Source organism: Corynebacterium ciconiae DSM 44920, assembly GCF_030440575.1.
GTDB lineage: Bacteria > Actinomycetota > Actinomycetes > Mycobacteriales > Mycobacteriaceae > Corynebacterium > Corynebacterium ciconiae.
Map to the genome: position 1 here is coordinate 258,152 of NZ_CP047189.1, position 13,830 is coordinate 271,981.

A 13,830-nucleotide genomic window follows, 5' to 3' on the forward strand; every position below is an offset into this window, starting at 1 on the left:
TTGTGAAACATGAGCAAGAAGCACTCCCGCCGCTACCAGGAGCTCCAGTCCAAGGTGGACAAGGGCCGGATCTACTCTCCGATCGAGGCCGTTCAGCTGGCTAAGGACACCTCCTCTGACAAGTACGACGCATCCGTGGACGTTGCCGTCCGCCTCGGCGTGGACCCCCGCAAGGCTGATCAGCTTGTGCGTGGCACCGTCTCCCTGCCGAACGGCACCGGTAAGTCCGTGCGCGTGGTTGTCTTCGCCGCTGGCCCGAACGCCACCGCCGCTGAGGAAGCTGGCGCTGACTTCGTGGGCTCCGAGGATCTGATCGAGAAGATCCAGGGCGGCTGGACCGACTTCGACGCCGCTATCGCCACCCCGGACCAGATGGCCAAGGTGGGTCGCGTGGCTCGCGTCTTGGGCCCCCGTGGCCTGATGCCGAACCCGAAGACCGGCACCGTCACCACCGATGTGGCCAAGGCTGTCAAGGAGATCAAGGGCGGTAAGATCGCCTTCCGCGTGGACAAGGCTGCTAACCTGCACGCCCTGATCGGCAAGGCCTCCTTCACCCCCGAGCAGCTGGCCGAGAACTACGGCGCTCTCATCGATGAGCTCCTGCGCCTCAAGCCGGCCTCGTCCAAGGGTATCTACCTGAAGAAGATCACCGTCTCCTCCACCCAGGGTCCCGGCATCCCCGTGGACACCTCCGTGGTGAAGAACTACGCCGCTAAGGCCTAAGCTCTTTATCCCCTCGAGGCGCCACCCCAGCCGCGCAAACGGCGAGGGTGGATCCCTTGGGACACACGCACACCCCTGTCACCCTTCGTATCTCGCGGAGATGCTGGTGACAGGGGTCTTGTGCATTGTGCCCACCGAAGCTAGGCTGCTGGCGCCCTAGCTGCCGATGCCTGCAGCCTCCAGTACCCGCTGTCGGTCCATGGGTTCTTCGATGCTGCGCTCCGCGGCGCGGACGATCGCCTCGATCTCTTTGCGCACCACCGCCCGTACGGCAGCATCCTGCGATTCTGCGCCCACGATGTGCAGCAGGTCCAGCAGGTCCACCAGCACGCCCGGTTCTTGGGCACCGTAGCGGCGCATCTCCGACACCCATTCGGCAATTAGTGCGGCCTGGCTGCGTTCTGCGGCCCACAGCACGCGGCGGCCGTGGGCGTCGTCCCGCACCACGGGGCGGGGTGGATGGGCAACGAGGGTGCGCAACACGCTGGTGGCTTGGCCGATGGCGTGGCGGGCAGTGGTGGGATCGTTCACCCCGGGCGACAGCGCCCGCACACCGATATCGAGGAGCTGGCGCAGCCCGAGGGCAAAGTCGCTGCCAGAGACCCGCTCGAGGGAGAGAAAGATCGGATCGGGCATCTGAATGGCGTGGGTGGCGTGCTGAGTGTCGCACCACCAGTGCGCGACTGGCTGGCCGGCGATGATGCGATCGCCGGGTTGGACGTCAATGACCACGGTGGCGTCATGCGCAGCGGCCCAGTCCGCGACCGTGTCGTGATCGATGCGCTGCACATAGCCAAAATTTTCTGCCCGCAACGTGGCCGCGTGGTGTGCGGGCGTGGGCCGCTCGTATTCCACGGCAGGGGTGTCGTCGGTGCTCGTGGTCTGCGCATGGGCGAGGGTGCGTGTAGCCGATTGACGGATGATGGTGTCCACTCGCACCATGTCCACGACGCGCGAGACGTACCAGATGAAGGTGCCGAGCGCGATGAGCACACCGATCACGGCGACGGTCACAGCCAGTTGGGGCGGGGATTCCGCCTCTTTATCCAGAGAGCGCAATACCAGCACGGCATACACGAAATTGCCCACATACACGGCGATGATGCCGCGTACTGCGGGGGATTCGATGTAGTCGCGGAGCAATTGGTGCGAGAAATTCCCCGAGGCCACCTGCAGCACAATGAGGGTCATGGAGATCGTGGTAGTCAGTACCGTCATGGTGGAGGAGGCCACGAAGCTGAGCATGTCGGCTGCCGCGTCGGTGTCGCCGGGCCACAGGTATTGTGCGAGCACATATTCGCCTGGCACAGTCACCTCGGTGAGCACGATGGCCACGATGGCCGCCACGATGCCGGTGACCGCCGCCCCCGACCACAGTTTCGAGGTGGCGAGGTTTTTCAACGCATAGAGAAAACGCTTCACACGCCCCATGCTACGTAGTGCGCAGCACGCTTATCGACGCCACCTTCCCGCCCACAAACCCCAACGCTAAGTCTCGGCGTGGCGGCGGGGGAGCGGAGGTGTGCAACAATTGGGTGCTATGAGTATTTCTATGCGTCAGCGCCCTGCCCGTGCCGGCCTCGCAGTGGCAGCCTCCGTACTGCTGCTCGGAGTGGCTGGCTGTTCCTCCGATGACGGCGATAGCGCGGCATCGCTTAGCAGCGAGGCTTCCAGCGCCGCCTCCTCGGTGACCAGCTCTGAGGAGTCCACCACCACTGAGGCCGCCGGTGGCGACGGCGAATGCGCCGTGAACCCGAATGCGGAGGCCGTGCACCGCGCGGTGGGGCAGATCAACCAGGAGGAAGGTTCCTGGTCCTTTAAGGGCGATTCCAACTGGAACCCCTGCACCGATCTCACCTACGCCCGCGTGGATGAAGCCGATAAGCCTATGGATAACGCCAAGTCCGTGCTGCTGCTCTTCCACGCCGGCGAATATGTGGGACGCGATGAAGGTAGCCCGCACACCATCCAAGACCTCACGCCTGATCTGGATGGATATGGCATCGACGTCACCTACAAGGATGGCGATGAGAGCGATAATGTCCTGCTCTACTGGAACGAACAGGACAACGCAGTAGCCTATCAGCGCCCTGAAGAAAACTAAGGGCCTCTCGGCCCTTCATCACCCCAACCGGTCACTGAAGGAGAGGATGCCTCCATGAGAACAGCGCGGACGGTCATCGTTCAGCTTGTTCTCTGGGCTCTCGTAGCGGCCTGCGGGCTTCTCATCCTCTTCCCCCATACCGCGCCAGCACGCTGGTTGAGCACCCGCATGGGTGTGGCCCAGGTGCTGGCTTTTCCCTATCTCGTGGCTGGGGCCGGGCTCGTGTTCGCGCTAGTGCTTGGAATATGGGGGTGGATGCGCCGCAGTGCCGGATGGGGGTGTTGGTCTACCGCTGCGGCCGGGTGTGTAGCAATGGTTCTTGCCCTCATCATGGGCTTAAGTCCGGTGCCCGCCCCGCGGGGAGGGGAGCAGGCGCGCCCCGCGCAGCCCTCGCCCGAGTCCATCACGGTGGTTACTTTTAATAGCCAAAACACGCTCACCGCCAGCGGTTTCGGCGAACTCGTAGACACTATCGATCCCGATATCGTGGTCCTGCCCGAGGCTGAGCGCCACCGAGTGAAGGTGGCGGTGGCTGGCACCGAGTTTGAGGATGCCTTCATCGACCCCGATCCCGCTGGACCGCCAGTCCTCGGCCCCGCCGCCACCCAAGTGCTCGTCCACCCTCGCCTTGGTACCACCCGCCCAGCCGATGTGCCCTCCTTCGAGGTTGAGGCCAAGGCTGGGATTGTGACTCCTCCGGCGGCGGGGGAGTTTCGCGTGGCTGGGGTGCATCCCGTTCCGCCGATGCCACAGCTTGTCCCAGCCTGGCGGGAGCAGACAATAGCCTTTATGCGCTACGGCGAGGACGTTGAGGAGCCTGTGATCCTCGCCGGTGATTTCAATGCCACCCTCCGCCATGGCCCCCTCGCAGCGCGTGAACGTCTCACGGCCGCCAGCGAGGTGTGTTCACGCCGCGCGGTGGGGACCTGGCCCGCCGATGCCCCTGTGGCCAACGCTTGGCACCTTCATCCCCTGCGTACCCCGATCGATCACGTCTTTGTCTCTGGCGAGTTTCGAGTGGTGGACTGCGACACCATGCCTATTGGCCAAGCCGATCACCTCGCCTTCATCGCACGCATCACCCGCACTTAATACCCCAGCGGTTGAGACGCCCTCAAAGCCTTGTTTTCGCCAGCGTATAAACCATTATGGGCTAAAACACTGATTTTTCTCAGCTATGATGTGCGCCACGTTATAGATCGTTGAGCGGGTGGCCGTCCGGCGTGGGTGGTGGTGTGTCGACGAAAGTGCCCGCACGCTGCGCGCATGACACACCATCTATATGTGTAAAGTCTCTTGTCGAGGCCGTCTAAGCGCTTTATGGCACAGTGTCCTATTTGTGATCACATTGAGACGCTCTTAGTTTTTCACGGTAGCCCTGTGTACTGCAGATATAGTGTCCGATCTGGCATTTCATACACTTTTCATGTCCGATCGTGTCCGAATTCCGGCCGCAATCTGAGACGCGGACGTTTCAACAAGAATAAAAGATGTAAACACAGCTGGCTTGCTGAAGCCTGAAAAAGGTATTAGATTTCCACTTCATCGCCATAGACGTCCCATGTGGAAACAGGGGTGAGAAGGCTATGGCTGGAAAGTATCTCCGGTGTTCTCGGGCGGTGCGGATGCACGCTCGGAGCGCTGCCGGAACGGAAATTGAAAAGCAGGAGAACATTGAACGCTTTGAGAACAAGCTGGACGGCCGTGTTGGCCGCCGTCGCCTTGCTTGTGGGAGTAATCGCGGTGGGCCTGCCGGCCACCGCTCAGGCCACCGAGGGACAGGACTACCGCGGATTCACCACCGCCACCCCGTTCAGCCACTTTCGTGTCACCGAATGGACCGGACAGGATGTTGCCCAAACTGATGGCGAGGTAGCGTTCTGCTTCAACCAGCGTCTTGCGCCCCCGACCTCTGCGGACTCGAACTACCCGGTTCGCATGACCTCCTCCTATGATCTGCTCGAAGCCGCGAACAAGCCCAGTTCGGGCACTCGCTCGGCCTTCGACAACAACGAGGAGTTCACCGAGGCCATTTTGCGCACGATCTACAACGGCTACGGCTTCAACGCCGCCGGCATCAAGGAGCGCTTCGGCCTGAGCGAGGGCGACTTCTACCACGCCACTCAGCTGGCCGTGTGGCGCTACACCGACAACATGTTCACCGCCAACGGCTCCCGCGAAGCCAGCGCTGAATCTATTGCTGCTGTGGATCCCCACGCTGCCAACAACTTTAACGTTGCCCGCGCCGCCGCCGCGCTGCTGGGCAAGGATTCCGAGGTGAAGCTGGCCAAGCACCCCGAGGACGCTGTGATTCGCGTCTACGTGACCGACCAGACCCCGCAGATGTCCGGTTCGGTAGCTGCCCGTGGTTTCCAGAACCTGCTGACCGTGGAGATGACCCACGGTAAGGGCGGCGAGCGCGTGGTTGTGGAAGGTAACACCCCTCAGGCTCCGAAGAAGGAGAACCGCGGTCCGTCCTCCATGCGGACCACTGTCTCCGTCGAGGGCAAGAAGGCTTCCTCCGAGACTCCCGTGGAGCTCGAGGCCAACGAGGTCTCCCAGGCCGTGCACGTGGTAGACACCATCGCCTTCGAGGGTTTTGAGAAGGACAAGGAGTACACCTTCACCGGTGAGCTCATGGACCTCAATGACGACCGCGTGGTGGCCACCGCCACTCAGGTGGAAACAGTCAAGGATGCGAAGGGCACCGTGAAGGTGGACTTTGGTGAGCGCAATCTTGAGCCCGGCCACTCCTATGTGGTTTTCGAAAAGGCCGTGCGTTCCGAGGGCGGACAGCCTGTCGAGGGTGGTCACGAGGTGGTTCACCGCGACCGTGAGGATCGTGCACAGACGATCGTCGTCAAGTCTGCTCCCGTAGAGCTGCCGGGCGAGTCCACCCCCGCCGCCCCAGTCCCGGCCCAGCCGAACTGCTCGGATAAGCCGAACTGTGGCAAGCCGAAGAAGCCGAACTGCTCGGACAAGCCGGATTGCGGTAAGAAGGACAAGCCCAAGAAGCCTTCGTGCGGTGACAAGCCGGATTGCCACAAGCCGAAGAAGCCGGAAAAGCCCGAGAAGCCGAAGAAGCCGGAAAAGCCCGAGAAGCCGAAGAAGCCGTCCTGCGAGGACAAGCCGGACTGCGGCAAGAAGGACAAGCCCAAGAAGGATAAGCCGAAGAAGGAGGAGCCGAAGAAGGACGCTCCTGCAGAGGAGCCGAAGAGGGAGAAGCCGGAGCGGGAAACTCCCGCTACCGAGACCTCTGAATCGGAGACCCCTGCCACCACGGCACCGGAGTCGAGCACTCCCACCCCGTCCGCCGCTGAGAAGCCGGTCCGCAGCCAGGGCAATGCCCCGCAGACCTCGCCGGCTCCCACCAAGGCCGCAAACAAGGAAGAAAAGCGCACCGGCCTCGCCGACACCGGCGCCTCGGTGATCACCATGAGCATCTTCGCTCTCGTGATGATCTTCCTGGGTGGCACGCTGATCCTAGTTCGACTGCGTAGCCGCGACTAAACACACCACGGACCCAAGTGTCACGTGATGAATAAAACCTAGGGCACAGCCTCGCTTCATGCGGGCGCTGTGCCCTTCGGTCATGCATATCCATCCATAAAATATGTGGCGCGCGTCTCATCATGGCTGTACGATAGCAATCTAGTACGTACACTTCAGTAGCTCTGCGCTGGGAGGCAGCATGACACGGTCCACGGACACAGACATCGTTATCGTCGGAGCAGCACGCACCCCGATCGGCCGCCTCATGGGTCGCCTATCCACCCTCAGCGCCCCAGAGCTAGGAAGCATCGCCATTCGTCATGCGCTCGCCGGATCGGAGATCAACCCCGAGCTAGTGGATGCCGTCATTGTGGGGCATGTGCTCAGCGCGGGCGTGGGGCAAAACCCAGCAAAGCAGGCCGCGCTCGGGGCAGGCATCTCTCCCCGGGCTCACACCGCCACCGTGAACAAGGTATGCCTCTCCGGTCTGAGCGCGCTTATCGACGCCACCCGCATGCTCCAGCTTGGGGATGCCGATGTGGTCGTGGCCGGTGGTATGGAATCGATGTCCCAAGCCCCGCATCTACTGCTGGGCAGCAGGCGGGGGACCACCTACGGGCCTCTGCGCACCCTCGATCACATGGCTCACGATGGGCTCACCGCCGCCGACCTCGGCATTGCAATGGGGGAGCTGGGGGAACGGCATGCCGAGCGCTATCCGGTCACGCGCAGCGAACAAGACGAGTTGGCCGCCTGTTCGCATCAGCGCGCCGCCCGCGCGACCGCGGCAGGACATTTTGCGGCAGAGATCGCGCCGGTGAGTATTGCTCAACGCGGCGGGGAAGATGTGGTACACGAGGATGAGGGGATTCGCCCCGACTGCACGGTAGATACCCTCGCTCGGCTGCGTCCCGCGTTTAGCCCAGAGGGCACATTGACCGCCGGGAACTCCTCCCAAATCTCCGATGGGGCAGCCGCCGTTGTTCTCACCCGCCGCCATATCGCTGAAGGGAAGGGCTGGACTGTCCTGGCGTTCGTGAAATCGTATGGGCAGGTGGCTGGCCCCGATAACTCCCTTCAGGAACAGCCTGCACACGCATTACAGACCGCACTGTCAGCCCAAGGCTGGCGGGCGGGGGATCTCGACTGGGTAGAAATTAATGAAGCCTTCGCCGCGGTGGCGGTGCACTCGGCAGGCGTGCTCGGTATCGAACCGGCGGTGCTGAACCCTGACGGCGGCGCGGTATCGCTCGGCCACCCCATCGGCGCCTCTGGAGCTCGGCTTGCAGTCCACGCAGCTCACGTGCTGCACGCGGGGCGCGCCCGCAGGGCGGGGGTAAGCCTCTGCGGCGGGGGAGGCCAAGGCGAGGCGCTGTTGCTCGAGCGGGCCTAGGGGCGATCGGACGCGACGATGGTCGAGACAGTGCTCTACGAGCAGCGGGGAAGGGCCAGCATCATCACCCTCAACCGGCCCCGAGCGATCAATGCGCTTAGCCTCGAGATGGTGCGCCGGATCAGCCAATTACTTCGGCGCAGTGTGGAGGATGAAGGCGTGGATCTCGTGCTTCTTCGTGGCACAGGCGAGCGCGGCCTGTGCGCTGGGGGAGACATCGTGGATCTGTATCACGATGCGCGTGCCGGTGGCAGTGCGAGTGCGCAGTTCTGGTCCGAGGAATATAGCCTGAACCTGCAGCTGGCTCGGTGTCCGCTGCCGGTGGTGGCGATCCAGCACGGGCTGGTGCTCGGCGGTGGGGTGGGGGTCTCGGGCCATGCCAGCCACCGCATCGTTAGCGACAGCACCGCGCTCGGTCTCACCCAGACCGCCATCGGGCTCGTGCCTGATACGGGCTCGAGCTATCTGCTTGCCCGCGGCGACTATGCCACCGGCGCCCACCTTGCCCTCACGGGGCAGCACGCGGGCCCGGCCGAGGCCATCGAAGCGGGTTTGGCCGATTATTACGTACCCCAGAGCCGGCTTGAGCAACTGTGCGCGGAGCTCATCGATAGCGGCGATCCGAGCATCATTGCCGAGTGTGCCGTGCCGGCGCCGGTGCGCTGGACACTCGGCACTGCGCAGCGGTGCGAGATCTATACCCCAGAGGCGAGCCCGGCTGAGATCCTCCGGCGCCTCGCTGCCTGTGGTGCTGCTGGGGCCGAAGCAGCCGAGAGGATCCGCTCCAACTCGCCGCTCGCGGTGGCGATCACTGCGGAATTGCTGCGCCGAGCACGCACCATGAGCCTAGAGGATGTTCTCGATCTAGAGTTGTGCGTATCGTTGCATATGCAACGCTGCGGCGAGTTTATCGAGGGGGTGCGCGCCCTGTTGGTGGATAAGGATCATGCACCTTCGTGGCGGCATGCCGCCGTGGAAAACGTGCACCCCGCCGAGATCGAGGCCGCCTGTACACTGATTACTGACCCAACAATCACCTATCCCTCGAGACGAGAAGGAGAGCCATGACCAGCAATATTGTGTGTGAAACCCGCGGCCGAGTGGGGATTATTACCCTCAACCGGCCCAAGGCACTCAACGCCCTCAACGACGCCACCATGCGTGAGGTGGTCACCGCCGCCCGCGAGTTCGATGCCGACGATGCCATCGGATGCATTGTGATTACCGGCTCGGAAAAAGCCTTCGCTGCAGGGGCGGACATCAAGGAGATGGCCGAGCAGTCCGCCACCGATATGTACCGCAGCAATTGGTTCGCCGAATGGGACGGCCTGAGTGCCGTGCGCACTCCTGTGGTCGCGGCAGTGAGCGGCTATGCCCTCGGCGGCGGCTGCGAGCTGGCCATGATGTGCGACATCATTATCGCCGCCGAGTCGGCGAGATTCGGGCAACCGGAAATCAACCTCGGGGTGCTGCCGGGTATGGGCGGCTCGCAGCGACTTACCCGTGCGGTCGGTAAATCCAAGGCCATGGATATGTGCCTGACAGGGCGGATGATGGATGCCGCAGAGGCCGAGCGTTCGGGGCTGGTCTCTCGTGTTGTGCCCACCGAGTCCCTGCTAGAGGAAGCACTGGGAGTGGCCGAAGAGATCGCGTCTAAGTCTCTGGTGGCATCCACCATGGTGAAGGAGACGGTCAATGCCGCCTTCGAAACAACCCTGCAGCAGGGCGTGCAGTTTGAACGCCGCGTGTTCCACTCGGTGTTTGCCTCGCAGGATCAAAAAGAGGGCATGGATGCCTTCGTCAACAAGCGCGACGCCGAGTTCACCCACCGCTAGGATTCGCTGCAGCGCATACGGCACCGCCCACCGATGCACGTGCACATGCGTGTCGGTGGGCGGTAGCGTGTCTGCGGGCGGGGCTTAGCCCTTGAGCGAGGGGAAGTCGCTATCGGCCCATTCGGAGCCCACCTTGCTGGCCCCGGCATCGGCCTTGTGAATCTCCATCTCTCGTTTGCGTAGATCCACTCGGCGGATCTTGCCGGAGACGGTCTTGGGCAGGTCATGGAACTCCAGCCGTCGGATGCGCTTGTACGGCGCGAGTGTTGTGCGGCAGTGGCGCAGGATGCTCTCTGCGGTCTCGGCGGTGGGCTCATAGCCAGCTGCGAGAATCACGTAGGCCTTCGGCACGGCGAGTCGAATCGGATCCGGCGAGGGCACCACGGCCACCTCGGCGACGGCCGGGTGCTCGATTACCGCGGACTCCAGCTCGAAGGGGGAGAGGCGATAGTCCGAGGCCTTGAACACGTCGTCGGCGCGGCCGATATAGGTGATATAGCCGTTCTCGTCCCGTTCGGCGATGTCTCCCGTGTGGTAGTACCCATCGCGGAAGGTCTCGGCGTTCTTCTCCGGATCGCCATAGTAGCCCGGGGTCAGGCCTACCGGGCGCGGATCGAGAGAGATACAGATTTCGCCGTGATCACCGAGTTCATCGGTGGCAGGATCTTTGAGCACAATGTCGAAGCCAGGCATGGGGCGCCCCATCGATCCGGCCTTCACCGGGTTACCGGGGGAATTGGCGATTTGTAGTGAGGATTCGGTTTGGCCGAAGCCGTCACGGATGGTGACATTCCATTTCTTTTCCACGTGGCTGATCAGCTCGGGGTTGAGCGGCTCACCGGCGGCCACCACCTTGGTCGGTGGGGTGGCGAGCAGATCCAGATCGGCTTGGGCCAGCATGCGCCACACGGTGGGAGGGGCACAGAAACTGGTGACCTTCTCCTTGTCCATCACGCGCATCAGCGCGGCAGCGTCGAAGCGCGCATAGTTGTAGAGGAAAATGGTGGCGCCGGCGATGAAGGGGCCGAAGAAGTTGGACCACGCGTGCTTGGCCCAGCCGGGTGCCGCCACGTTGAGGTGCACATCGCCGGGTTCAAGCCCAATCCAATACATGGTGCTCAAATGGCCCACCGGGTAGGAGGTGTGGGTGTGCTCCACCAGTTTGGCCTTGGAGGTGGTGCCGGAGGTGAAGTACAGCAGCAGAGTGTCATCCGCGCCGGTGGGTTCGCTGAGACTGAACTCGGTGGGGGCGGTGTGGGACTCTGAGTATTGCAGGGTGGGGTGGGTGCCTTGAGCCGGTGGGAGATCGGTGCCACCGGGCCCGGTTTGGATCACGGTGAAATCTCCCGAGACTTCGCCGAACTTTTCGGCATCCTCTGGGTTGGCCACCACCCAGGAGATCTCGGCGCGATCAGTGCGGTCTTGTAGGTCTGCCGCCCCGAGCATCGCTGTGGCGGGGTTGAGGACGAAGCCGCCGCGGATACAGGCGAGCATGGTTTCCCACAGCTCGACTTGATTGTTGAGCATGAGCATGACGCGATCGCCGCGGCGCATGCCGATGGAATCAAACCATGCGGCAAGCTGGGTGCTGCGGGCGGCGAGCTCGGCGTAGGTGCGGCGGGTATCGGGACCGTCGACCTCAGTGATCACCAGGGCCTCCCGTTCGGCGGAGTCTGGGTGAGTGGCTAGGTAGTCGAACCAGTCGGTGGCAAAGTTGAAGTGCTCAAAGCGGGGCCAGTGGAAATCGGCGCGAGCCGCGGTGTAGTCCTGCTGGCGTTCCACGAGAAGGTCGCGGGCTGCGAGGAATGCTCGGGTGTTCTCATTAGGGGTGCTCGCCTGAGCCATGGGTACTCCTTCGCTGGGCGGGTGTTGCCTGGATCAAGAAGATCCTGCGGGTGTGATGTGAGTCTCAAGTGTAGCGAAGATAGCCCGTATGGGTACGGTTTCGGCGAAAAATGTACTCACGGGGTGTGTGCGGGGAAGGGTCTCGGGCCCCGCTGCTGCCTAGGGGCTTGGTACTGTCCGAGGCATGATGCCTCAACGCCTTCGACTCGGCCCCTTGCCCACCGACTTCGCCGCAACCCTTCGTGGCCTCAGTGAACCCGCCCGCTCGGGCGAAACTGAAGGTGAGCGCATATCCGTGCAGGCCCCCTTCACTGGCGAGGAAATCGGCTGGGTGATGGCGGGCACGAACGAGGACGTGGCCCGTGCATTCGAGCGGGCCCGCAGCGCTCAACTGCAGTGGCGCGAAGAGTCGTGGGCGCGGCGGCGGGCTATTGTGAACAACTTCCACGATCGGCTACTGCGCCACCGTGATCTGCTCTGCGATATTGTGCAGCTCGAGACGGGAAAGAACCGTGCCTCGGCCTTCGATGAGGTCATGGACGTGGCCACCAATGCCCGTTACTACGCTCGGCATGCCGAGAAATTCCTAGCCCCGCAGCGGCGCCGCGGTGCTGTGCCGGTGCTGTCGCGCTCCATGCAGTATCACCATCCGCACGGGGTGGTGGGCCAGATCAGTCCGTGGAATTATCCGCTGTCCCTCGGCATAGGCGATGCCATTCCTGCCCTTTTGGCCGGTAATGCTGTGGTGCTCAAGCCCGATAGTGCCACGCCCTTTACGGCGTTGCTCGCCTATCGATTGCTTTTCGACGCCGGACTCCCGCGCGAACTAGTGCAGATCGTCACCGGCTCCGGCACGGTTGTCGGTGCGGCTGTGGCGGAGCAGTGTGACTATCTTATGTTCACCGGTTCGAGTGCCACTGGGGCGCTGCTGGGAGCTACAGCAGGGCGCCGGCTGATCGGTTATTCGGCGGAACTCGGGGGTAAGAATCCGATGATCGTCGCCGCGGATGCCGATTGTGCTGCGGCGGCGCGGGTTGCCGTCGATGGCTGCTTTAGTAATTCGGGCCAGCTGTGTGTCTCTATCGAGCGGATCTACGTGGACAGACGACTCTTTGACCAGTTCCGCGAGGCGTTTGTGCAGAAGGTGAAAGAGATTTCCCTGGTGAATGGCTTTGAATGGGGCGCGGGCATGGGCTCATTGGCTTCGGCGCAGCAGCTGGAGACGGTGCGCTCCTTCGTGGATGATGCTCGCGCCCACGGCGCCCAAGTGCTCACCGGTGGGCGGGCGCGCCCAGATCTGGGTCCCTATTTCTACGAGCCCACCGTGCTTGCTGGTGTGCCCGAACAGGCTCGGCTGCGACGCGAGGAGGTCTTCGGGCCTGTGGTGTATCTTGAGGCTGTCGATACCGCGCAGGAGGCGATCGAGCGGGCGAATGACACCCGTTATGGGCTCAATGCCAGCGTGTGTGCCGCGCCCGCAACCGCGTGGGCACTTGCCCCGCACGTGGAGTCGGGCTCGGTGGCGATCAACGATGGCTACACCACTGCGTGGGCTGCGATCGATACCCCCATGGGCGGGCGCAAGGATTCCGGTCTGGCGCATCGCCATGGCCGCGAGGGCATTGTGAAGTACACGGCCTCTCAAAACGTCACTGAGCAGCGGTGGATGTCGATCCGGGGCCCGCAGCGGCTACCGCGCCGCGGCTATGCGGCAATCATGGCTGCGGCGCTGCGTGTGGGCAAGACACTGCGTTTTCTCCCCTAGGGGCGGGCTTCGGCGTCGATACCGTGCACGATGATTCCGCCGAGCACTTGATAGGTGTCTTGAATGGGCAGCGTGTGGGCGTATTCCCCGGCCTGGATGTGGGTCATGGTGGTCTCGATGAGGGTGGCGAGGAAGGACGCGGGTACCTCGCGGAATTCCCCAGCCTCCATGCCTTCGGTGATGAGGCGCTGGATGGTGGCGGTGGCTGCGCGGGTATTGGTCACATATACCTCGGCTGCCACGGGGAGGGTGGACATATCGTGCATGAATGCCTGGGAGGCGGGCTGTAATGCCTCGGACATCGCGTTGAAGTAGCGCTCTAATGCTTGTCGACGACTCCCCGCGTCCGCAATAGCCGCCTCCGTGTACTCGGCCACGTCCCGAAAGAAGCTTACGAGCACTCGGCGAATGATCTCATCCCGAGTGCGGCCCACCGCATACATGGTGGATTTCGAGCAATGCAGGGTACGCACCGCGTGGTCGATAGTGAAACCGGCGAAACCGTGGGCGAGAAACTCCTCGCGCAGGGTGGAAAACAGCTCGCGCTGACGCGGGGTGAGCGAGGCGGCGGTGGGGGTAGTGCGTGTCATGGATGGGGCTTTCTTGCGCAAGGTCAAAGGCTCAGGGGCTGTACATTCCACACAACAACTGTACAATCCGTGAGTAAACCGTA

11 protein-coding genes are annotated in these 13,830 nt (G+C 63.0%); 8 read left to right on the forward strand and 3 right to left on the reverse strand.

What is annotated here, in order from left to right; translation table 11 throughout:
• Positions 1-9: 9 nt before the first annotated feature.
• Entirely contained in the window at positions 10-723 is a 714-nt protein-coding gene (gene rplA, locus CCICO_RS01100; protein WP_018018605.1) for a 50S ribosomal protein L1, read from the forward strand.
• A gap of 156 nt (positions 724-879) precedes the next feature.
• Here rplA and CCICO_RS01105 read toward each other — a convergent pair whose 3' ends face one another.
• Complete coding sequence (locus CCICO_RS01105) at positions 880-2,145, reverse strand: DUF2254 domain-containing protein (protein WP_167540124.1); 1,266 nt, start codon at positions 2,143-2,145, stop codon at positions 880-882.
• A 118-nt stretch (positions 2,146-2,263) separates the two neighbouring features.
• On the opposite strand from CCICO_RS01105, the gene CCICO_RS01110 reads away from it, so the two are divergent.
• The 6 genes from CCICO_RS01110 (at position 2,264) to CCICO_RS01135 (ending at position 9,547) form a co-directional block, all read left to right on the forward strand.
• On the forward strand, positions 2,264-2,827 hold the full coding sequence (locus CCICO_RS01110) for an LppP/LprE family lipoprotein (protein WP_018018607.1): 564 nt from the start codon (positions 2,264-2,266) through the stop codon (positions 2,825-2,827).
• A gap of 54 nt (positions 2,828-2,881) precedes the next feature.
• Positions 2,882-3,919 carry an endonuclease/exonuclease/phosphatase family protein gene (locus tag CCICO_RS01115; protein WP_156809782.1) on the forward strand — a complete coding sequence of 346 codons (1,038 nt, stop codon included), beginning with the start codon at positions 2,882-2,884 and terminating at the stop codon, positions 3,917-3,919.
• Between the two features lie 582 nt (positions 3,920-4,501).
• Positions 4,502-6,337, forward strand: coding sequence for a thioester-forming surface-anchored protein (locus tag CCICO_RS01120; protein WP_167540125.1), 1,836 nt, complete (start codon positions 4,502-4,504; stop codon positions 6,335-6,337).
• Positions 6,338-6,518: 181 nt separating this feature from the next.
• On the forward strand, positions 6,519-7,712 hold the full coding sequence (locus CCICO_RS01125; protein ID WP_018018610.1) for an acetyl-CoA C-acyltransferase: 1,194 nt from the start codon (positions 6,519-6,521) through the stop codon (positions 7,710-7,712).
• A gap of 18 nt (positions 7,713-7,730) precedes the next feature.
• A complete protein-coding gene (locus CCICO_RS01130) occupies positions 7,731-8,780 on the forward strand; it encodes a 3-hydroxyisobutyryl-CoA hydrolase (protein WP_018018611.1) in 1,050 nt (349 codons plus the stop codon).
• Positions 8,777-9,547: an enoyl-CoA hydratase gene (locus CCICO_RS01135; RefSeq protein ID WP_018018612.1), complete on the forward strand. Its 771-nt coding sequence runs from the start codon at positions 8,777-8,779 to the stop codon at positions 9,545-9,547. Before CCICO_RS01130 ends, CCICO_RS01135 begins: the two co-directional genes overlap by 4 nt.
• 84 nt (positions 9,548-9,631) lie before the next feature.
• On the opposite strand, the gene CCICO_RS01140 is transcribed toward CCICO_RS01135, so the two are convergent.
• Positions 9,632-11,392: an AMP-binding protein gene (locus CCICO_RS01140; RefSeq protein ID WP_018018613.1), complete on the reverse strand. Its 1,761-nt coding sequence runs from the start codon at positions 11,390-11,392 to the stop codon at positions 9,632-9,634.
• 184 nt (positions 11,393-11,576) lie between these two features.
• Here CCICO_RS01140 and CCICO_RS01145 point away from each other — a divergent pair, with 184 nt between their 5' ends.
• Positions 11,577-13,157 (forward strand): succinic semialdehyde dehydrogenase, encoded by a 1,581-nt coding sequence (locus tag CCICO_RS01145; RefSeq protein WP_018018614.1) that lies wholly within the window; start codon positions 11,577-11,579, stop codon positions 13,155-13,157.
• Here CCICO_RS01145 and CCICO_RS01150 read toward each other — a convergent pair.
• Positions 13,154-13,747 carry a TetR/AcrR family transcriptional regulator gene (locus CCICO_RS01150; RefSeq protein WP_018018615.1) on the reverse strand — a complete coding sequence of 198 codons (594 nt, stop codon included), beginning with the start codon at positions 13,745-13,747 and terminating at the stop codon, positions 13,154-13,156. The two genes, CCICO_RS01145 and CCICO_RS01150, sit on opposite strands and share 4 nt — an antisense overlap.
• Between the last annotated feature and the right edge of the window lie 83 nt (positions 13,748-13,830).

Bases quoted from the DNA above. Each gene is read 5' to 3' on its own strand.
- CCICO_RS01115 (WP_156809782.1), top strand. From the start codon at position 2,882: ATGAGAACAGCGCGGACGGTCATCGTTCAGCTTGTTCTCTGGGCTCTC.
- CCICO_RS01140 (WP_018018613.1), bottom strand. From the start codon at position 11,392: ATGGCTCAGGCGAGCACCCCTAATGAGAACACCCGAGCATTCCTCGCA.
- CCICO_RS01125 (WP_018018610.1), top strand. From the start codon at position 6,519: ATGACACGGTCCACGGACACAGACATCGTTATCGTCGGAGCAGCACGC.
- rplA (WP_018018605.1), top strand. From the start codon at position 10: ATGAGCAAGAAGCACTCCCGCCGCTACCAGGAGCTCCAGTCCAAGGTG.
- CCICO_RS01150 (WP_018018615.1), bottom strand. From the start codon at position 13,747: ATGACACGCACTACCCCCACCGCCGCCTCGCTCACCCCGCGTCAGCGC.
- CCICO_RS01110 (WP_018018607.1), top strand. From the start codon at position 2,264: ATGAGTATTTCTATGCGTCAGCGCCCTGCCCGTGCCGGCCTCGCAGTG.
- CCICO_RS01135 (WP_018018612.1), top strand. From the start codon at position 8,777: ATGACCAGCAATATTGTGTGTGAAACCCGCGGCCGAGTGGGGATTATT.
- CCICO_RS01130 (WP_018018611.1), top strand. From the start codon at position 7,731: ATGGTCGAGACAGTGCTCTACGAGCAGCGGGGAAGGGCCAGCATCATC.
- CCICO_RS01145 (WP_018018614.1), top strand. From the start codon at position 11,577: ATGATGCCTCAACGCCTTCGACTCGGCCCCTTGCCCACCGACTTCGCC.